This window comes from Streptomyces sp. bgisy159, assembly GCF_965341775.1.
Classification (GTDB): Bacteria; Actinomycetota; Actinomycetes; order Streptomycetales; family Streptomycetaceae; genus Streptomyces.
The window spans coordinates 21606-40114 of the sequence record NZ_CBDQZH010000014.1 but is presented as its reverse complement, the minus strand read 5'-3'; the positions used below and the strand labels follow the sequence as shown (position 1 = coordinate 40114).

18 protein-coding genes and 1 pseudogene are annotated in these 18509 nt (G+C 71.5%); 7 read left to right on the top strand and 12 right to left on the bottom strand.

Features of this window, described 5'->3' with window-relative positions; all coding sequences use genetic code 11:
• The first annotated feature begins 183 nt into the window (after window positions 1–183).
• Both ACSLTV_RS16035 and ACSLTV_RS16030 read left to right on the top strand, forming a co-directional pair.
• Complete coding sequence (locus ACSLTV_RS16035) at window positions 184–1611, top strand: zinc-dependent metalloprotease (protein WP_432133986.1); 1428 nt, start codon at window positions 184–186, stop codon at window positions 1609–1611.
• Window positions 1608–2123: an NUDIX hydrolase gene (locus ACSLTV_RS16030; protein ID WP_432155896.1), complete on the top strand. Its 516-nt coding sequence runs from the start codon at window positions 1608–1610 to the stop codon at window positions 2121–2123. Before ACSLTV_RS16035 ends, ACSLTV_RS16030 begins: the two co-directional genes overlap by 4 nt.
• A gap of 109 nt (window positions 2124–2232) precedes the next feature.
• Here the strand turns inward: ACSLTV_RS16030 and ACSLTV_RS16025 are convergent, their stop codons facing one another.
• The 4 genes from ACSLTV_RS16025 to ACSLTV_RS16010 all read right to left on the bottom strand — a co-directional run bounded on the left by ACSLTV_RS16025 (window position 2233) and on the right by ACSLTV_RS16010 (window position 6110).
• Complete coding sequence (locus ACSLTV_RS16025; protein ID WP_435612369.1) at window positions 2233–2988, bottom strand: AIM24 family protein; 756 nt, start codon at window positions 2986–2988, stop codon at window positions 2233–2235.
• Window positions 2989–3006: 18 nt separating this feature from the next.
• The gene (locus tag ACSLTV_RS16020) at window positions 3007–3687 is read right to left on the bottom strand and encodes an AIM24 family protein (protein ID WP_432155898.1); all 681 of its coding nucleotides are present in this window, start codon (window positions 3685–3687) and stop codon (window positions 3007–3009) included.
• A gap of 13 nt (window positions 3688–3700) precedes the next feature.
• The gene (locus ACSLTV_RS16015) at window positions 3701–5392 is read right to left on the bottom strand and encodes a TerD family protein (RefSeq protein ID WP_435612368.1); all 1692 of its coding nucleotides are present in this window, start codon (window positions 5390–5392) and stop codon (window positions 3701–3703) included.
• A 121-nt stretch (window positions 5393–5513) separates the two neighbouring features.
• On the bottom strand, window positions 5514–6110 hold the full coding sequence (locus ACSLTV_RS16010) for a M48 metallopeptidase family protein (protein ID WP_435612367.1): 597 nt from the start codon (window positions 6108–6110) through the stop codon (window positions 5514–5516).
• Window positions 6111–6397: 287 nt separating this feature from the next.
• On the opposite strand from ACSLTV_RS16010, the gene ACSLTV_RS16005 reads away from it, so the two are divergent.
• Window positions 6398–7660 carry a TOMM precursor leader peptide-binding protein gene (locus ACSLTV_RS16005; protein WP_435612366.1) on the top strand — a complete coding sequence of 421 codons (1263 nt, stop codon included), beginning with the start codon at window positions 6398–6400 and terminating at the stop codon, window positions 7658–7660.
• Window positions 7653–9023 (top strand): ABC1 kinase family protein, encoded by a 1371-nt coding sequence (locus tag ACSLTV_RS16000; RefSeq protein WP_435612365.1) that lies wholly within the window; start codon window positions 7653–7655, stop codon window positions 9021–9023. The genes ACSLTV_RS16005 and ACSLTV_RS16000 overlap by 8 nt, the downstream gene beginning before the upstream one ends.
• Before the next feature lie 117 nt (window positions 9024–9140).
• On the opposite strand, the gene ACSLTV_RS15995 is transcribed toward ACSLTV_RS16000, so the two are convergent.
• From ACSLTV_RS15995 to ACSLTV_RS15980, 4 genes are all read right to left on the bottom strand, one after another.
• Window positions 9141–9464, bottom strand: a complete 324-nt coding sequence (locus ACSLTV_RS15995) for a hypothetical protein (RefSeq protein ID WP_435612364.1) — start codon at window positions 9462–9464, stop codon at window positions 9141–9143.
• Entirely contained in the window at window positions 9461–9829 is a 369-nt protein-coding gene (locus ACSLTV_RS15990; protein WP_005480495.1) for a WhiB family transcriptional regulator, read from the bottom strand. Before ACSLTV_RS15990 ends, ACSLTV_RS15995 begins: the two co-directional genes overlap by 4 nt.
• Before the next feature lie 174 nt (window positions 9830–10003).
• Entirely contained in the window at window positions 10004–10330 is a 327-nt protein-coding gene (locus tag ACSLTV_RS15985; protein ID WP_435612363.1) for a hypothetical protein, read from the bottom strand.
• Window positions 10331–10497: 167 nt separating this feature from the next.
• Window positions 10498–12702, bottom strand: a complete 2205-nt coding sequence (locus ACSLTV_RS15980) for an ATP-dependent DNA helicase UvrD2 (RefSeq protein WP_435612362.1) — start codon at window positions 12700–12702, stop codon at window positions 10498–10500.
• Between the two features lie 228 nt (window positions 12703–12930).
• On the opposite strand from ACSLTV_RS15980, the gene ACSLTV_RS15975 reads away from it, so the two are divergent.
• On the top strand, window positions 12931–13185 hold the full coding sequence (locus ACSLTV_RS15975) for a mycoredoxin (RefSeq protein ID WP_432133975.1): 255 nt from the start codon (window positions 12931–12933) through the stop codon (window positions 13183–13185).
• A gap of 352 nt (window positions 13186–13537) precedes the next feature.
• On the opposite strand, the gene ACSLTV_RS15970 is transcribed toward ACSLTV_RS15975, so the two are convergent.
• The gene (locus tag ACSLTV_RS15970) at window positions 13538–14110 is read right to left on the bottom strand and encodes a TetR/AcrR family transcriptional regulator (RefSeq protein ID WP_071387677.1); all 573 of its coding nucleotides are present in this window, start codon (window positions 14108–14110) and stop codon (window positions 13538–13540) included.
• Between the two features lie 108 nt (window positions 14111–14218).
• Here ACSLTV_RS15970 and ACSLTV_RS15965 point away from each other — a divergent pair, with 108 nt between their 5' ends.
• Window positions 14219–15394, top strand: a complete 1176-nt coding sequence (locus ACSLTV_RS15965; protein WP_435612361.1) for an agmatine deiminase family protein — start codon at window positions 14219–14221, stop codon at window positions 15392–15394.
• Between the two features lie 59 nt (window positions 15395–15453).
• Here the strand turns inward: ACSLTV_RS15965 and ACSLTV_RS15960 are convergent, their stop codons facing one another.
• Window positions 15454–15795 carry a hypothetical protein gene (locus tag ACSLTV_RS15960; protein WP_435612405.1) on the bottom strand — a complete coding sequence of 114 codons (342 nt, stop codon included), beginning with the start codon at window positions 15793–15795 and terminating at the stop codon, window positions 15454–15456.
• A 50-nt stretch (window positions 15796–15845) separates the two neighbouring features.
• On the opposite strand from ACSLTV_RS15960, the pseudogene ACSLTV_RS15955 reads away from it, so the two are divergent.
• Window positions 15846–15932: pseudogene (locus ACSLTV_RS15955) on the top strand (NrdH-redoxin); the annotation flags it as partial.
• Window positions 15933–15996: 64 nt separating this feature from the next.
• Here the strand turns inward: ACSLTV_RS15955 and nudC are convergent.
• Together nudC and ACSLTV_RS15945 are read right to left on the bottom strand one after the other, a co-directional pair.
• Window positions 15997–16941, bottom strand: a complete 945-nt coding sequence (gene nudC / locus ACSLTV_RS15950; protein ID WP_432155904.1) for an NAD(+) diphosphatase — start codon at window positions 16939–16941, stop codon at window positions 15997–15999.
• A gap of 152 nt (window positions 16942–17093) precedes the next feature.
• Window positions 17094–18506 carry a dipeptidase gene (locus ACSLTV_RS15945; RefSeq protein WP_432133972.1) on the bottom strand — a complete coding sequence of 471 codons (1413 nt, stop codon included), beginning with the start codon at window positions 18504–18506 and terminating at the stop codon, window positions 17094–17096.
• Between the last annotated feature and the right edge of the window lie 3 nt (window positions 18507–18509).

The following is an 18509-nucleotide window of genomic DNA, read 5'->3' as shown; positions in this document are numbered from 1 at the left end:
AGCGGTTGTCTTCCATACGGGCGCGAGTGACGCGTACGTACCAGGTGGCATCCATCCTGCCGCAGGCCGCGAGTCGGCGGAGCACCGAGGCCCGATCGAGCCGGGGTGTCTACGCTGGGTGGTGTTGCAGGGCAGCCGTGCCGTCGGACGAGAACCGGCGGCCTCAACCAGCCGAGGAATCCCGTGAGTGACACCCCATTCGGATTCGGCCTTCCGCCGGAGGAGCCGGAAGACGGCGACGAGGGCAAGAAGAAGGACCCGCAGAGCGGTGGTGGTCAGGGCCCGGCCAACCCGTTCGGTTTCGGGCTGCCCGGAGCGGGCGGCCCCGGCGGCGACAATCCGTTCGCCGCGATGTTCGGTTCGCTGAACCCCACCGACCTGGGCGCCGCCTTCCAGCAGCTCGGCCAGATGCTCTCCTACGAGGGCGGCCCGGTGAACTGGGACATGGCCAAGCAGATCGCCCGCCAGACGGTCTCCCAGGGCACGCCGGACGGCGTGAAGGACGCGAGCGTCGGCCCGGCCGAGCGCAACGCCGTGCAGGAGGCCGTCCGCCTGGCCGAGCTGTGGCTCGACGACGTGACCTCCCTGCCGTCCGGGGCGGCCACCGCGGTGGCTTGGTCGCGCGCGGAGTGGGTCGAGGCGACGCTGCCGGCCTGGAAGGAGCTCGTCGACCCGGTCGCCGAGCGGGTCGGCACCGCGATGGGCGACGTGCTGCCCGAGGAGATGCAGGCCATGGCCGGCCCGCTGATCGGCGTGATGCGCTCGATGGGCGGCGCCATGTTCGGCTCGCAGATCGGGCAGGCCGTCGGCGTGCTCGCGGGCGAGGTCGTCGGCTCCACGGACATCGGCCTGCCCCTGGGCCCGGCCGGCCGTGCCGCGCTGCTGCCGCTGAACATCGACTCGTTCGGCCGGGACCTCGGCGTGGCCAAGGACGAGGTGCGGCTGTACCTGGCCCTGCGTGAGGCCGCCCACCAGCGGCTCTTCACGCACGTGCCGTGGCTGCGCTCGCACCTGTTCGGCGCGGTCGACGGCTATGCGCGCGGGATCAAGGTCGACACCGCCAAGCTGGAGGACGTCGTCGGCCAGTTCGACCCGCAGAACCCGGAGCAGCTGCAGGACGCCCTGCAGCAGGGCATGTTCCAGCCGGAGGACACCCCGGAGCAGAAGGCCGCCCTGGCCCGTCTGGAGACGGCGCTGGCACTCGTCGAGGGCTGGGTGGACGCGGTGGTGCACGCCGCCGCCAAGCCGCGCCTGACGTCGGCGGACGCGCTGCGCGAGACGCTGCGCCGCCGCCGCGCCTCCGGCGGCCCGGCGGAGCAGACGTTCGCCACCCTGATCGGGCTGGAGCTGCGCCCGCGCCGGCTGCGCGACGCCTCCCGGCTGTGGGCCTCGCTCACCGACGCCCGCGGGATCGACGGCCGTGACGCCCTGTGGGCCCATCCGGACATGCTGCCGACGGCCACCGACCTGGACGACCCGGACGGTTTCGTGCACCGGGAGCACCTGGACTTCTCCGAGCTGGACAAGATGCTCGGCGAGGCCGCCCAGAAGCCCGACCCGCGCAAGAAGGGCACCGCCGAGGACGAGAACGAGGGCGACGGCGCCGAGTGAGCCTGTACGACGACGCGGTCCTGGTACTGAAGGGCTACGAGGAGCAGGCCGAGCTGCGCCAGGTGTACCTGGAGCATCTGGAGACCCACCCGGACGGCATGTGGAAGGCCTGCCGGGACGGGCACGTCACCGCGAGCTCACTGGTGATCGACCCGGTCCGCGGACAGGTGCTGCTGACCCTGCACAAGAAGCTCCGGATGTGGCTGCAGACGGGCGGTCACTGCGAGCCCGCCGACGAGACTCTGGCCGCGGCCGCACTGCGCGAAGGGGCCGAGGAGTCCGGGGTCGCCGGGCTGACCCTGCTGCCCGGAGGCCCGGTGCGCCTCGACCGGCACCTCACCCCGTGCGCCTGGCACCTGGACGTGCAGTACGCCGCCGTGGCGCCACCCGGCTCCCTGGAGGTCATCAGCGACGAGTCGCTGGACCTGCGCTGGTTCGCCTATCACGAGGTGGCGGACGTGGCGGACGACTCGGTCGTACGACTGCTCGAAGCGACCCGCGCACGCCTTTGACGCGTAAGGGGTGACCGACAAGGCGGTCACCCCTTACATCGCGTCCTCGGGACGGGCACCCGCGGCCCACCCCCGGAAGGCCCGGGGGTGGCAACGGTTCCTGCGGGCGTCAGCTCCAGACGTTGCCCTGGTTCTGTCCGCGCGCCCCCTGCTGGCCCATGCCGAACTGCGCGGCGACACCCTGCCCGATCTGTGCGTTCTGCGGTGGCAGCAGCTCGCTGGGCTGGACGAGCGCGAAGCCGCTGCCCATGAAGCTGAGCTCCCAGCCCTCGCCGGTGTTGCCGCGGCGGCGCCACACGCCCGACGAATGGGTCTGCGCCTGCATCTGCACGCGCAGACCGGTCGACCAGGCGACGATGGCGTCCGCGTCGCAGTTGACGTACTTGTCGGGCGTGACCGGCATCAGCAGGGGCGCGCCGGACGTCATCAGGGCGACCCGGCCGCGGCCGGCGATGTTGAGCTGGTACTTCCCGGACCCGGAGATGCCGTAGAGGCTGTCGACGGCGATCACCTCGTGGTGCAGGGAGGAGTCCATGGCGAGCACGTAGCTGCTGTCGACGGTCAGCCCGTCCTGCTCCACCTCCATCACGTGGATGTGCTGGGCGAGGTTGGCGAAGTAGACCGTCCCCTGCCCGTGACAGCGCATCAGGTCCAGGCCCTCGCCGGTGTGGGCGCGCGAACGGCGCTGTCCGTGGGTCTGGTACTCGGCGTCGAACTCGACGAGACCCTGGTAGGCGACCATGGTGCCCTTGCGGGCCAGGACGTCCTCGTGGCCCTCCAGGACGACGCGCAGCATGTGCTTGTTCTGCAGGCTCCAGCGTTCCTGGGTCTGCTGGTCGTTGTAGGCGAAAAGCGGGCTCTGCATGATGGTTGTGGCTCCCCCTCAGCCCCGGAACCGGAGGCGGTCGGTGCTGTCCTCGCTGGGCTGGACGACGACGATGCCCTGACCGGAGAAGGCCATCTGGAAGGCCTCGCCGCTGCCGCGGCCGATCAGCGACTGCGCCTTGAAGCTGCGCTTGCCCTTCACCTTCAGGTTCGGGGACCAGGCGACCAGCGCGTCCGGGTCGACATAGGTCTCGTCCTCACCACCGCCGCAGTCGACGACGATGGGCTTGCCCCGGGAGGTCAGCGCGACCCAGCCCTGCCCGGAGATCTTGGTGTTCCACAGTCCCTGGCCCGCGAACTTGGCGAGCCCCTTGACCCGTTCCACACCCCAGGTGAGGTGGGCGTCGAAGGCGAGCAGGTTGGTCGCGTTGACCGAGATGCCGTCGCCGTTGAGATTGATCACGACGACGTCGGCGCCGTAGTCGGCGAGGTAGAGCAGGCCGTCGCCGGAGCACTTCATCAGGGGCGCGCCCTCGCCGGTCACCCAGTCACGGGCGATCTGCCGCACCGCCGCCGGGCTGGGCTCGTACTGGACGAAGCCCTCGTAGGCGACCATCGAGCCCACGCGCGCGAAGAGGTCGTTCCCGGTCTGCATGGCGACCTTCAGCATGTGGTTGCCGTGGTTCTCCATGCGGGCGGTGACGGGTGCGGGTGCGTAGCCCGCGAGCGGCTGGTTCATGACGGGCTCTCCCTCAGATCTCGTACGGCTGGACGACGACGAAGTTGCCGGGCGCGGCCCGGAACTGGAGGTTGACGCTCTCCCCGGTGGCGCCGGGGTAGGCGTTACGGCGCATCCGGACCTGGCTGGAGACGATCACCTGGGCGGCGGACGACCAGGCGACCACCGCGTTGGCGTCGGCGAAGGTGGTGGGCGTGACGGGCAGCACCACGGGCGTGCCGTGCGTCTTGACGACGATCGTGCCGGTGCCCTGGAACTGCATGGTGAACAGCGCCCCGCCGGGGATGCCGTGGCCCTCGATGCGGCGGACCTCGTGGTGGAGGCTCTCGTCGAACGCGAGGACGTTCTCCGCGGAGACGCAGATGCCGTCGCCCTGCAGCTCGATGGGGTGCAGCATGGTGGCGTTGTCGGCGAGGAACACCTGGCCCTGGCCGGTGCAGCGCATCAGCTGCATCTCCTGGCCGGTGGCGTTCCCGACGATCCGTCCGGCGAACCCGGCGCCCTTGTAGCTGAAGTCCACCTTGCCCTGATAGAGCACCATGCTGCCCTGCCGGGCCAGCACGGGCTGGCCGCCGATACCGAGGTCGACGCGGATCAGCTTCTTGTTCTGCTGCGTCCAGCGCTGCCCGGTCGGCGTCTCCTTGAACTGCTGCAGCGCGGCCGCCACACCGGCTCCGCCCTGGGGCGCGCCCTGCGGCACGCCGTACGCCTGCTGGCCCGGGACCTGGCCGTACGGGGGCTGCTGGCCGTAGCCGGGGGGCGACGGCTGCTGTCCGTAGCCGGGCGGGACGGGGGCCTGCGGGGCGTGGGGCTGGGCCGGGCCGGGCGGCATCGGGGCGGGGGGCTGCCCGTACGGGGCCTGGGCGCCGGCCTGGCCGTACGGCGGCTGCTGGCCGGGCCCGCCGTAGGGCGCCGGGGCAGGGGCGGGCGGCGGCACCTGGGTGCCGCCGGGCGGCGTCATGGGCGCGATGAGGGTGGGCTGGGCGTGCACCGAGGGCGCCGGGGCCGGAGGCGGGGTGGCACCTGGTGGTGCGAAGCCCTGCGACGCGGGTGGCTGAGCCGGGGCGGGCGCCGGAGCCGGGGCGGCGAAGGCGGGGGGCGCGGTGGTCTGCGCGGGCGGGGCGAAGCCGGGCGCGGAGCCGGACTGCGGCGGCTGCGGGGCGGCGGGCGTCTCCTCTTCCAGGACCTCGCCGCCGAAGTTCTTCAGCAGCGCCTCCAGGCCGCCGTCGAAGCCCTGGCCGACGGCGGCGAACCGCCAGACGTCCTTCAGGTAGAAGTCGCCCAGCATCACGGCCCGCTCGGTGGAGAACTCCGCGCCGCTGAAGGCGTACCGGGCCACCTCCTCGCCGCCCGCCACGATCCGGAGGTAACCCGGCTCGATCTGCGACATCTGCCCGGCGCCGTCGAGGGTCGCCGTGAACGACAGCTTCTGGATGTGCGGCGGGATCCGGTCGAGAGTGACCCGGAAGGATTCGGTGTCGCCCGCCTGCGACCCCAGAAGCTGGACGGCCTCCTCGGGTGACTTCGGCTGATTGAAGAAGACGAAGTACCGGTCGTCGGAGAGCCGCTCGTCGGCGTCGAGGCCGAAGCAGCTGATGTCGAAGGTCAGTCCGGGGGCGGAGATCTGCACGCCTACGTACAGATCCGTGCCCGCGGTCAGGTCACTGATCCTGGCCTTGTGGCCGCGTTGGAATTCCCTGGGCATGCGTAACGACCGTCCCCCATCCCGAGTGTGAGTGCGTCGCGCCAGGCTAACCGCAAACTCCGACATCGGACGCAGTCGGTACAGACCCGGTACACAACCCCTGCCGGACGGTTCCGGGAGATCACTGCCCGCGCGCGCGGGGCAGGTGCGGCAACCGGTCGGCGGCCACCACGCCCTCCAGGTAGCCGCGGGCCCGTTCCGTGCGCGGATAGGCCTCCAGCAGCCGCCAGAAGTCGGGCCCGTGCCCCGGCACCAGCAGGTGCGCCAGCTCGTGAAGAAGGACGTAGTCGATGACGTACTCGGGCATGCCCTTGAGGCGGTGCGACAGCCGGATGCTGCCCTCGGCCGGAGTGCAGGAACCCCAGCGGGTGTTTTGGTTGGTCACCCAGCGGACGGAGGAGGGCCGGGCCCGGCCCGCGAAGTACTGCTCGGACAGCCGCTCCGCGCGTTCGGCGAGCTCTGCGTCGCCGGGCACCCGCCGGCTCTCCTGGGCGGCCAGCTTGTCGAGCATGACGCTCACCCAGCGCTGCTCCTCCGCCTCGGACATCCGGGCGGGGATGAGCACGACGGTGCGATCGCCCTCGCGGTACGCGGAGACCGTCCGGCGGCGCCGGGCGCTCCTGCGCACCTCGATCGCGCTCGCCCTGGAACTGCTCGGCGGCTGGCTCGTCGTGCTGCGCTGTGGGGTCGCGGCGCGGTGCGGTGGGTCGGCGGGCACGCCCCGACGTTACCCGCTGTGCACGGGGTAAGTCCCGGCTCCGGAGCGGTTGTCCGCCGAACCCACACGTCCGCCGTTCCTCGTCCGACGGATTTGTACGACGAATCACGCTACCTGTGGACAACTCGCCGCAGCCATCGGCGAATGCGGGCATCCTGGCATTCGTCGGCGGAGCGAGGAGCCCCTCACGCCCCCGCTCCGCCGGTACCCGGACGTCTTCCGGTACGGGCACCGATCCACCACGGGCACCGATCCACCACGAGCACCGCGATCCACGGGGGAAACACATGCATGCGATGGTGAAGCCCGCGCTACGGCGCGGCTGGCGCGATCTCAACACCGTGCAGTTCGGTATGTCTCCGGCACACGCGCTGACGCTGGGCCCGATGGACACCGCGACCGGCCACTTCCTGGACCTGCTGGACGGCACCCGCGGCCCGGAACTCCTGCGCGAGGAAGGACGGCGCATGGATCTGCCGGACGGCCATGTGGACCTGCTGGTGCGGCGCCTGACCGCCGCGGGCCTGATCGAGGACGCCCGGGGCGGCGGCCCGGACGCCGACGCACTGCGCGCGAAGCCGGAGGTACTGGACCGGCTGCGGCCCGACCTCGCCGCGCTGTCCCTGGCCACCTCCGAGCCCGGCGACGCGATGCGGACACTGGCCGCCCGCCGTCGGCTGCGGGTGCAGGTGCGCGGGGCCGGCCGGGTGGGTGCGGTGCTGGCCTCACTGCTGTCGGGCGCCGGTGTCGGCGACGTCGACGTCCGCGACGGCGGCCGGGTCGCGCCGGGCGACGTCGCACCGGGTGGCCTGCCTGTCGAGGCGGTCGGCGAGCGTCGCGAGGACGCCGCCCGCCGCGCGGTGCGCCGGTGCGCGCCCGGCCGCCCGCCCCGCAGAACCACGGGCTCGGCCGACGAAGCGGGCACTCCGGGTCTCTCCTTGGTGGTCCTCGCCCCTCGCGACGACGTCTCGGTGCACTGCCCCGACCCGGCCCAGGCGGCTTCTCTGCTCGACTCGGGCACACCGCATCTCTACGCGGGCGTGGTGGAGGGCACCGGCGTCGTCGGTCCGTTCGTCCTGCCCGGCGAGACCGGCTGCGCCGGCTGTCTGGAGCAGGCCCGCGTCGACCGGGACCCTACCTGGCCGCGTCTCGTCGCCCAGTGGCGCTCCGGGCAGCGGCGGCCGGTCCGCGCCTGCGATCTCGCGCTGGCCACGACGGTCGCGGGCCTGGCCGCCGCCCACGCGCTGGCCTTCCTCGACGGCCGGCCCCCCTCCAGCGCGGGATTCCGCTGGGAGGTCTCCGCTCCCACTCTGCGGTGGCACGCCCGCCCGGTCCGCGCCCACCCGGCCTGCCCGTGCCGGGCGGCCGACCGGGAGGCAGAGTGGGGCAGGGAACGGCGCGAGAATCCAGAGAGCGGAAAACGTAAGGGAGAACACACCCCGAAGGACCGGGCGGCACACGAGACAATGGTTGAGGAACGGCAATCGACTGAGTTACGCCGTACGGCGCACGCGGCGCGGCTGGCTGGGACCTGGAGGGCGCATGTCTGATCTTCCCCGGAAGGCGGTCACCCGGACCGCCAAGCTCGCCGCGCTCCCGCTCGGCTTCGCGGGCCGGGCGACCTGGGGCCTGGGCAAGCGCATCGTCGGCGAGTCCGCGGAGATCGTCGGCCGCGAACTGCAGCAGCGCACCGCCGAGCAGCTGTTCAAGGTGCTCGGCGAGCTCAAGGGCGGCGCGATGAAGTTCGGGCAGGCGCTGTCCGTCTTCGAGTCCGCCCTGCCGGAAGAGGTCGCCGGCCCCTATCGGGCGGCCCTGACCAAGCTGCAGGACGCCGCCCCGCCGATGCCCACGCGTACGGTGCACGCGGTACTCGCCGGGCGGCTGGGCGAGGACTGGCCGGACCTGTTCGAGGAGTTCGAGGACAAGCCGGCCGCGGCCGCCTCCATCGGCCAGGTGCACCGAGCGGTCTGGCACGACGGCCGGGAGGTCGCGGTCAAGGTCCAGTACCCGGGCGCGGGCGACGCCCTGCTGTCCGACCTGAACCAGCTCAGCCGCTTCGCCCGCCTGCTGGGACCCCTGGTCCCCGGCATGGACGTCAAGCCGCTGATCAGCGAGTTGCGGGACCGGGTCGCCGAAGAACTGGACTACGGCCTGGAGGCCGCCGCGCAGCAGGCCCACGCGGAGGAGTTCGCCGACGACCCGGACGTGACCGTCCCGGCCGTGGTCCACCAGTGCGACCAGGTTCTGATCACCGAGTGGATGGACGGTGTCCCCCTGTCCGAGGTGATCGCGGAGGGCACGCAGGAGCAGCGGGACCGGGCCGGCCAGTTGTTGGCGCGCTTCCTCTTTTCCGGGCCGGCCCGCACCGGCCTGCTGCACGCCGACCCGCACCCGGGCAACTTCCGCCTGCTGCCCGGTGGCCCCGGGAAGGAGGACTGGCGGCTCGGTGTGCTGGACTTCGGCACGGTCGACCGGCTCCCGGGCGGGCTGCCCACCCCGATCGGCGAGTCCCTGCGCCTGACCCTCGGCGGCGACGCGAGCACTGTCTACGAGCTGCTGTGTGAGGAAGGCTTCGTGAAGGAGTCGATCGAGCTGGACCCGGATGCGGTCCTCGACTACCTCGTGCCGATCATCGAGCCGGCCCAGGTGGAGGAGTTCACGTTCACCCGATCCTGGATGCGCGGCCAGGCGGCCCGGATCGCCGATCCCCGCTCCCCCGCGTACCAGCTGGGCAAGCAGCTCAACCTGCCGCCGGCGTACCTGCTGATACACCGGGTGACTCTCAGCACCATCGGGGTGCTCTGCCAGCTCGGCGCGACGGTGCGTCTTCGCGAGGAACTGGAGGAGTGGCTGCCGGGCTTCGCCGAGGAACTGAATCGGCCGGACGAGGAGGCGGCCGCGGCGGAGGCATGAGCCCCCGGCCCGGGCGGCCCGGACGCGGCGTGGGGGCCGGCCCGTCGGACGGACCGGCCCCCACCGGAAGCGTTCTCCCTCCCAGTACGGGAGGGAGTTCAGATCACTGCATCACGGTCACTGCATCACGGCCATGGCGAGCGCCCGGCGGGCGCGCAGCGAGGCGCGCTCGGCCCGGCGCTGCATCCGGCGGGCGGCCGCCAGGCGCAGGGCCTGTCGGTCCCGCTCGGCCTCGTGCAGGCGCGTGTGCATATGCGCACGAGCCAGGGCTTCTGGGATGAGTTGCATCTCTCGGTTCCTGTTCTGGCGCGAGTCGATCGCGCCGGTCATGGTGACGAATTCGGTCGCGGAGCCTGCGGGCTCGCTGGTGGACGGCTTCATCGGGGCCTGCTTCTTGGGGTCGTGCGTGAGGGGGCGATCGATCGTTCCTGCGGTGTTCATGCTGTGACCGGGTTCTTGCGCGGGCGGCCACGCGGCCGCTTCCGGGCGACGACGACCCCCTGGACGAACAGCTCGCCACCCCAGACGCCCCAGGGCTCACGCCGCTCCTTGGCGCCGGCGAGGCAGGCCTCCATCAGCGGGCAGGTGCGGCAGAGGGACTTGGCGTACTCGACGTCCGCCGGGGACTCCGCGAAGAAGACCTCCGGGTCGTAGGAGCGGCAGGGGACGGGCACGCCGAGGTTCTCGATGGCGTCGTCGAGCGCGGTGAGCGCGGTGAGCGGGGTCAAGGTGGAGTCCTCCGTGAGGCCGGGCGGCGGGATCGTTTCAGAAGGCGGTACGGACGGGGCGTGCGCTTCGAGTTGCACGGTTCGTCTTCCTCGTCTGGTTGTTCGGCCCGGTTGGGCCGGGAGGCGGTTGGTACCGGGTTGTGCTCTTGCCCGAGGCCCCTTCGCTCCGTCATCCACGTTGGTGGACAAACAGAAGGGCCGCGGATCCCGGATGGGGTTCCGCGGCCCTGAAGGCGCCGACCTGATCAACGATCAGGCTGGATCACTCCAGGGTTCTGGCCCACGGAAGGCCCACATCAGGTGGTGGTGCGTCGTCTGCTTCCGGCTTCCGGCACCGGCCGCCGCAAAGGCATAGGCCTGGGCCTGTGCCTCTACCGCTTCCAGTGCCTTGGTCGGTCGCTCATCGCGCTCACGGACGGGAAGGCCCGCGGGAACGAGGGAGGCGGCGGACGCGGAACGGCCGACACGAATGCCGGACACACCGGTGCCCGGGTTGGAGGCGCCGAGCATGCACAGGGAGACGGTCGAGCAATCGGTCAGTTTGGCGGTGCTGGTGGAGCTGGTGTTGATGATGATCACTTCAATCGCCTCCTCTCAGCGTCTCGGGGGATCGGGGGTGAGCCCGGTCCGTCGGATATGCAAGTACAGCACGGAAGCAGGGCCTTCGAGAAGGCCGCTGTTCGCGTGCTTAAGAACCTATGGGGACTGCTGGGGCATGCGCAAACTATTTTTTCGACGAGTTCGCATCAGTCCCCCTCGGTCCCTCCCTCCACGTCCTGGCCTGCGCAGATGGCCAGCACGTCGGCTCCGTAGCGTTTGAGCTTGCGCATGCCGACCCCCGGGATGCGCGCGAGGTCGCCCGGCTCGTCCGGGACGCTCTCGGCGATCGCCATCAGGGTCTTCTCGGTGAAGACGCAGAAGGCGGGCTGACCGTTGCGCCGCGCCTGGACCTCCCGCCAGGCCAGCAGCCGCCCGAAGAGGCCCTCGTCCATGTCGGACGGGCAGTCCTCGCAGCGCAGCAGCTTCAGCTCGCCGCCGTCGGTGAGGGGCCGGCCGCAGACCCGGCAGCGGGCGGGGGTTCGTCGGGTGCGGCGCGGGGCAGCCGTACTGCCCGTCGACATGCCGGGCATGCCGCGTTCGACACCGGCGCCGGTGCCGTTGGCGCCGCGGCCCTGCGCTGCGCCGGAACCGGGGCGCAGGCCGTCCAGGAAGCGGCTGGGACGGCGGCTGGGACGGCCACCCGGCGAGCGGGACAGCGCCCATGAGACGTGCAGCCGCTCGCGAGCCCGGGTGACGCCCACGTAGAGCAGCCGGCGTTCCTCCTCGATCTGCTCGTCGGTTCTGGCGTAGGTGATCGGCATCATGCCTTCGGCGACACCGACCAGGAAGACGACGTCCCACTCCAGGCCCTTGGCCGAGTGCAGGGAGGCGAGGGTGACGCCCTGGACGGTCGGGGCGTGCTGGGCGTTGGCCCGCTCGTCGAGCTCGGTGACCAGGTCGGCGAGAGTGGCGCCGGGGCGGGCTGCGGCGAAGTCCTGGGCGAGGTTGACCAGGGCGGCGAGAGACTCCCAGCGCTCTCTGACCGCCCCGGAACCGGCCGGCGGCTGAGGGGTCCAGCCCTCGCCGGAGAGAACGGCACGCACTTGGGAGGCCAGATCGACGGCGTCGTCGAGTGCCGAGTCGTTGCCGCCGAAGCGGGCGGCGCCGCGCAGGGCGATGCTTGCCTTGCGGACCTCGGGCCGGTCGAAGAAGCGCTCGGCGCCGCGCAGCTGGTAGGGGATGCCGGCGTCGGCGAGAGCCTGCTCGTAGGTCTCGGACTGGGCGTTGGTGCGGAACAGGATCGCGATCTCGGCGGCCGGGACCCCGGCGCCGAGGAGTTCACGGATGCGGCGGGCCGCGCCCTCGGCCTCGGCGGGCTCGTCGGCGTACTCGGTGTAGCCGGGCTCGGGTCCGGCCGGGCGCTGGGAGACCAGTTCGAGCCGGTGGTCGGCGGCCCGTCCGCGGGCCTGGGCGAGCAGGCCGTTGGCGAGCTGGACGACCTGGGGGGTCGAGCGGTAGTCGCGGACCAGCTTGACGACGGTGGCGCCGGGATGGCGGGTGCGGAAGTCGAGGAGGTGGTCGGGGGTCGCGCCGGTGAAGGAGTAGATCGTCTGGCTGGCGTCGCCGACCACGCACAGGTTGTCGCGGTCGCCGAGCCACAGGTCCAGCAGGCGCTGCTGGAGGGGGCTGACGTCCTGGTACTCGTCGACCACGAAGTGCTGGTACTGGGCGCGGACCTGCTCGGCGATGTCCCGCCGGTCCTGGAGGACGGCGACGGTCAGCAGCAGCACGTCCTCGAAGTCGATGACCGAGCGGTCGCGCTTGAGGTCCTCGTAGGCCGTGTAGAGCTGGGCGATCTCGGCGGGGCCACGGGGCGCCTCACGACCGGCCTTGGCGGCGGCGAGCGGGTAATCGGCGGGAACGGTCTGCGTGACCTTGGACCACTCGATCTCGGCGGTGACGTCCCGCAGCTCACCGCGGTCCAGCCGGATGCGGCAGGCGGCGGCCGCGTCGGCGACGAGCTGCGCCTTCCGGTCGACGAGCCGGGGCAGCGAACCACCGATCGCTTTCGGCCAGAAGTACTGGAGCTGCCGCAGGGCCGCGGAGTGGAAGGTGCGGGCCTGGACACCCTGGGCGCCGAGCTGGCGCAGTCGGCCGCGCATCTCGCCGGCGGCGCGGTTGGTGAAGGTGACGGCGAGCACGCTGGAGGGCTGCAGGATGCCGGCGCGCACCCCGTAGGCGATGCGGTGGGTGATGGCCCGCGTCTTGCCGGTGCCGGCTCCGGCCAGCACGCACACCGGCCCGCGCAGCGCGGTGGCGACCTCGCGCTGCTCGGGGTCGAGCCCTTCGAGCACCGCGTCGGCCGAGTCCGGTACCTGCGGGAAGAGGGTGGAGTGCGTTGCTGGAGTCACACCGCCATGCTGCCAGGTCGCCGGAGGGGGACGAGCCGGTTGTCCACAGGCGGGGCCTCGCAGTCGTACTAATGCGGCAGGGGTCACGTCGGGCGGTGCGGCGGGGGTCATACGGGGCGCGGCGGTGGTGGGAGCGCACGGGGCGCGGCGGTGGGGAATGGTTGAGGGACGGTCGGTGTTCCTGCCCTCGACGGTCTTCCCCGAGCTGTTCCGAGGAGCGATAGCGACATGCAGGGCACTGTGACGATGTACAGCACCACCTGGTGCGGATACTGCCAGCGGCTGAAGAAGCAACTGGACCGCGAGGGCATCACGTACACCGAGATCAACATCGAGCAGGACCCTGAGTCGGCCGCGTTCGTCGAGAAGGCCAATGGCGGAAACCAGACGGTTCCCACCGTTCAGGTAATTCCCTCCGGTGGCACTGAGGTCGTAATGACGAACCCGAGCCTTGCCCAGGTGAAGCAGGCGCTCGGCGTCTGACCCTTGCGAGACGCAGCCCCCGACCGGCCCGATGCTGATCGGGGGCTTTGTGTGCCCTGGGAAGACCGCAGCGGCAGGACCAAGGCCCGCCCCGGCACCTACCGCTGTAGATGCGAGGCCGTCTCGTGAACGCGCCTTACAGGGCGCAGAGAGACTGAGCGCTCCACCTGGCGGCCGTCACCAACAGAACCTCTGAGCGCGCGGTGGCAAAACCGCAGGTTCAGAGCGCGAGCACAGGCCGAGTGGAGAAGTCCTCGCAAAGGTCCTCACCATCCGGGCCATACACGAACTCGACCATGGGTGGGTTTGCGACTGCCCTGTTTCGGATGAGGGCGAGGCCGTGCCGGCCGGGTCAGGGGCCGAGCTCCGCGATGATGGCGCCGCGCAGGAGGTGGCGGGAGCGTTCGAGGGTGAGGGTGCCGCTGAGCCAGCGTTTGCTGAGTCCTTCGACGAGGGCGGTGAGCCGGTGGGCGGCGTCGTCCGGTGAGATGTCGGGGGTGGCGCGGCCGGTCTGCTGGGCGCGGTGGATCAGGTCGCTGGTGTAGTCGTTCCAGCTGTCGGTGGTGGTGCGGAGCTGATCGCGCAGTTCGGGCTGGAAGACGGCGGTGGAGCGCAGTTCGCCCCAGGCGGTGCTGTTCTCGACGACGGCGGGGGTGTCCTGGAGTTCGAGGAGCAGCATCTCTTCCAGGTGGCCGCGGGGGTCGGTATCGGGGTCGCTGGTGGGCTGGGTGTAGTGCTCGGCTCGGGTGTTGATGAAGTCGAGTGTGCGGGCGAGGAGACCGGCCCGGTCGCGGAAGTGGTAGTAGATCAGCGAGGTCGACACGCCGGCCTCCTCGGCCAGCTCTTCGACTCGCAGGCCCCTGATGCCGCGCTGCGCGATGACACGGGCGGCGGCTTCCAGGATGGCGGTGCGGCGGGCGGACACGGTTCGGCTCCCTAGAAAGGTTCCAGGCGGTGACGGAGGCAATGCTACCGTCTCACCCTGACTGAAATTTCAGTCAGGAATTGTTCCGTCCGGGATGGGAGCCGTGCCATGAGGAGACCGAACCGCCGAAGCGTGCTGAGGGGCGGTGCGGCTGCTGCGCTGGCCGCCGCGGGGCTGACAGCCTGCGCCCAGGACCAGGAGAAGAAGTCGGGCCAGCCGTCGGCCGGGGCAGAGGAGAGCGCGGTGCCCGTTCGGAATCGGGCCGAGCTGTTCATGCCGGCGGAGACCCGCGAGCATGTCCGCACGTTCATGTCCTGGCCGCCGCTGGACTCGGTCTGGGAGGACATGGCCGACGACGTCCAGCGCGACATCGCGGGCATTGCCCGGGCGCTGGCCGAGTTCGAGCCTGTAGTCATGCTGGCTGCCCCGGAGGAAGTCAAGGCCGCCCGCCGGGCCTGCGGCTCCGGAGTCGAGGTGATCGCGGTACCCACCGACGACCTGTGGATGCGCGACAGCGGCCCGACCTTCGTCCAGGGCCCGAAAGGCCTCGAGGGCATCGACCTGCACTTCAACGGCTGGGGCGGCAAGCAGGAACACGAGCACGACGCGAAGGTCGCCCGCGCCGTCCTGGAGTACGCCGGCGTCCCCCGCGTCGACGCGCCGCTGGTGGGGGAGGGCGGCTCACTGGAAGTGGACGGCCACGGCACCCTCCTGGTCACCGAGAGCTCTTTGGCCAACCCCAACCGCAACCCCGACCTGAGCCGCGACGAGATCGAGAACTCCCTCAAGAACCTGGTCGGCGCCGACAAGGTGATCTGGTTCGAGGGCGTCAAGGGCCAGGACATCACCGACTACCACGTCGACTCGCTGGCCCGCTTCGCAGAGAACGGTGTCGTCCTGCTCAGCCGCGCCTGGGCCGGCGACGGACCCGACGTGTGGACCCGCGCCCACGACCAGGCACGCGGCGTCCTGGAGAGCACGACCGACGCCCGTGGAAGAAGGTTCGAGATCATCGACCTCCCCGAACCCGACCCTGCCCGGCTCGGCCGCCGCGGGGAGGACTTCCTCGGCTCCTACGCCAACTACTACATCGCCAACGACGCCGTCCTCATCCCCCGCTTCGGCGACCGCAAAGCCGACCAGCAGGCCGCCGCCGTCATCGGCGACCTCTGCCCCGATCGCGAGGTCGTTCAGCTGGAGATCCACGCCGTCGCCGAAGGCGGCGGGGGCATCCACTGCGCCACCCAACAGCAGCCCAAGGCCGCAGAGAGCAGCAGTTCTTGAGGTGTTGTGCGATTCCCGGCGAGGTTGAGGCAAGACCGCGGACCGCGGTGCTTGGTCGGCTACTGCCTCCTGGTGAGGCTGCCGGTGCCGGCTTCGGCGAGGATATCGAGCTTGACCGGGCGCCTCAGCTTGGCGCGGGTGCCCTCGATGTTCTTCGGCAGCAGTTCATGGTCGAGGGCTTCGCAGACGTCGCGGGCCCGGAGGGGACCAGTGGCCTCGTTGAGGACGGCGAGGATGCGGGGATAGTCCGGGTGCTCGGGCAGATGCGACGGAGCGGCCGGGAGTCGGTCGGCGAGAGCGGTGACGGTCTTCCGGGTGATCGCGAGGTGTTCGAGGTGGGTCTCTGCCTCCCGCAGTCGAGCCTGGAGTTCTTCGGTCTGGGTGCGGAGGTCGCCTGCCAGGGCCCGGGTGGCTTCCTCCTGGAGGCCGAGCGCGTCGAGGAGAGAGTCGACAGACCGTGCCGACGGCGCTGTTCCCGGACGGATCGACCCTGACGAACCCGTCACTGGCCCAGGTGAAGCAGAAGGTCGGCGTGTAGCCGGTCGGCGCGCGCACGACGAAGGGCGGCCCCCCATCCGGGAGGGCCGCCCTTCGTCGTGCGGTCAGATGACGCTGCGCGTCGGCAGCGGCTTGCCGTACCAGAGCTCGATCAGGCGGGCGGCGATGGAGATGCCGTACGGCGGCAGGACCTCGCCGGACTCGAAGGCCGCGCCGAGTTCGTCGCGGGAGAACCAGCGGGCCTCGTGGATCTCGTCGCCGTCGACGTCGATGTGCGTGGAGGTGGCGCGGGCCATGAAGCCCAGCATGAGGCTGGACGGGAACGGCCAGGGCTGGCTGGCGACGTACTCCACTTCGCCGACGGTCACGCCGGCCTCCTCGAAGACCTCCCGCCGCACGGCCTGCTCGATCGACTCGCCCGGCTCGACGAATCCGGCGAGCGTGGAGAAGCGGCCCTCGGGCCAGTGGACCTGGCGGCCGAGGAGGATGCGGTCGTCCTCGTCGGTGACCGCCATGATCACGGCGGGGTCGGTGCGGGGGTAGTGCTCGGCTCCGCAGGCGGGGCAGCGGCGGATGTGGCCGGCGGCGGCGATGACGGTGCGCTCGCCGCAGCGGGAGCAGAAGCGGTGGGTGCGCTGCCAGTTCTCCAGGCCCACGGCGTGCACCATGAGGCCCGCGTCGCGCGGTGACAGCAGCAGGCCGGCCTCGCGCAGGCCGGCGGGGCGTGCGGACTGGTCGATGCGGCCGGGCAGAGCGTCCTTCTGGAGCGCGAAGTAGGTGACGCCGTCGGCGTCGGTGCCGAGGAAGTAGCGGTGGGCCTCGGTGAGGGGGGCCTCGAAGGAGGGGGTCATGACGAGCTCGGTCCGGCCGTCGGGTGTCTCGTCTATGAGGACCTGACCGCCGGAGACCACGAAACAGCGCGTCGTGGGGTGGCTCCACGCCGCCGCGAGCCATGCCTCGTCGAGCCGGTGGTGCGCGGCCCGGTCGATGCCGCTCGGGGCGGTGAGCGAGATGGGTCGGTCGGCGTTCTGGTCGGTCCAGGTGGTCACGGGTGCTTCCAACTCCCCCGGTGGAACGGATGTGGCGTCGGGCGGTTCAGCGGGACGTACGGCAGGGGCGACCGGGTGCCGGGCGGTGTCCTGGTGCGGGGCGGTTCTTCCAGTGTGCCCCGCGGGGCGGCGCCAGGGACCGTGCGGTGGTGTCAGGGGGCATGGCGCCAGTTCTCGGCGAGATCGCCCCACAGGTGAGCGCTGGTCTCGGCGCCCTTGAGGAGCAGGTCCAGCTCGACCTTCTCGTTGGGGGCGTGCCAGCCGTCGGAGGGGACGGAGATGCCGAGGAAGAGCACGGGAGCGCCGAGGACCTCCTGGAGGTCGGCGGCCGGCCCGGAGCCCCCTTCGCGGGTGAAGCGGACGGGGCCCTCGAAGGCGCGGCCCATGGCCCGGACGACGGACTGGAGGGCGGGGTGGTCCAGCGGGGTCAGGCACGGGCGGGTGGCGGGGCTGAAGTCGATCTCGTGGCGGATCCCGGCGGGCAGCCGCTCGGCGGCCCAGGCGCGGACGGCCTTCTCGATGTGGTCGGGGTCCTGGCCTGCGACCAGCCGGAACGACAGCTTCACCATGGCCGAGGAGGGGATGATCGTCTTGCTGCCGGGGCCCTGGTATCCGCCGCCGATGCCGTTGACCTCGGCGGTGGGGCGGGCCCAGATGCGCTCAAGGGTGGTGTGTCCGGCCTCGCCGTGGGTGGCGCGCGACTTGGCGGTGCGCAGCCACTGTTCCTCGTCGAAGGGAAGCTCGGCGAAGAGTTCGCGTTCGCGGTCGGTGAGTTCGGCGATGCCGTCGTAGAAGCCGGGGATCGCCACGCGTGCGTGCTCGTCGTGCAGGGCGGCGACGAGCCGGGCGGCGGCGGTGGCCGGGTTGGGCACGGCGCCGCCGAAGGAGCCGGAGTGGATGTCCTGGTCCGGGCCGTACAGCCGGATCTCGCAGTCGGTGAGGCCGCGCATGCCGGTGCAGACGGTGGGGGTGTCCTCGGCCCACATGCCGGTGTCGGAGACGATCACCGCGTCGGCGGCGAGTCGGTCGGCGTGCTTCTCGACGAGGTCCCGGAAGTGGGGGGAGCTGGATTCCTCCTCGCCCTCGATCAGGAGCTTGAGGTTGACCGCGGGGGCGGTGCGACCGGTGGCGGCGAGGTGGGCGCGGACTCCGAGGGTGTGGAAGAAGACCTGGCCCTTGTCGTCGGCGGCCCCGCGCGCGTAGAGGCGGTTTCCGCGGACGACCGGGTCGAAGGGGTCGCTGTCCCAGCCGTCCTCGCGGGCGGCGGGCTGAACGTCGTGGTGGCCGTAGACGAGGACGGTGGGCGCCTCGGGGTCGCCGGAGGGCCACTCGGCGTAGACGGCGGGCGCTCCCTGGGTCGGCCAGACCTCCGCGACGGGGAAGCCGGTGTCCTTGAGCCGGGTGGCGAGCCATTCGGCGCTGCGCCGGACGTCGGGCGCGTGGTCGGGCTGTGCGGAGACCGACGGGATGCGCAGCCACTCGGCGAGGTCGTCGAGGAAGGCGGCGCGGTGCTGTTCGATGTACGCGCGGACGGCGCTGACGTCGCTGTCAACGGGATGGCTCATGGT

Excerpts from the sequence above, each read along its gene's own strand:
- ACSLTV_RS16025 (WP_435612369.1), bottom strand. The coding sequence starts at position 2,988 with ATGCAGAGCCCGCTTTTCGCCTACAACGACCAGCAGACCCAGGAACGC.
- ACSLTV_RS16020 (WP_432155898.1), bottom strand. The coding sequence starts at position 3,687 with ATGAACCAGCCGCTCGCGGGCTACGCACCCGCACCCGTCACCGCCCGC.
- ACSLTV_RS16015 (WP_435612368.1), bottom strand. The coding sequence starts at position 5,392 with ATGCCCAGGGAATTCCAACGCGGCCACAAGGCCAGGATCAGTGACCTG.
- ACSLTV_RS16005 (WP_435612366.1), top strand. The coding sequence starts at position 6,398 with ATGCATGCGATGGTGAAGCCCGCGCTACGGCGCGGCTGGCGCGATCTC.
- ACSLTV_RS16000 (WP_435612365.1), top strand. The coding sequence starts at position 7,653 with ATGTCTGATCTTCCCCGGAAGGCGGTCACCCGGACCGCCAAGCTCGCC.
- ACSLTV_RS15995 (WP_435612364.1), bottom strand. The coding sequence starts at position 9,464 with ATGAACACCGCAGGAACGATCGATCGCCCCCTCACGCACGACCCCAAG.
- ACSLTV_RS15975 (WP_432133975.1), top strand. The coding sequence starts at position 12,931 with ATGCAGGGCACTGTGACGATGTACAGCACCACCTGGTGCGGATACTGC.
- ACSLTV_RS15965 (WP_435612361.1), top strand. The coding sequence starts at position 14,219 with ATGAGGAGACCGAACCGCCGAAGCGTGCTGAGGGGCGGTGCGGCTGCT.
- ACSLTV_RS15945 (WP_432133972.1), bottom strand. The coding sequence starts at position 18,506 with ATGAGCCATCCCGTTGACAGCGACGTCAGCGCCGTCCGCGCGTACATC.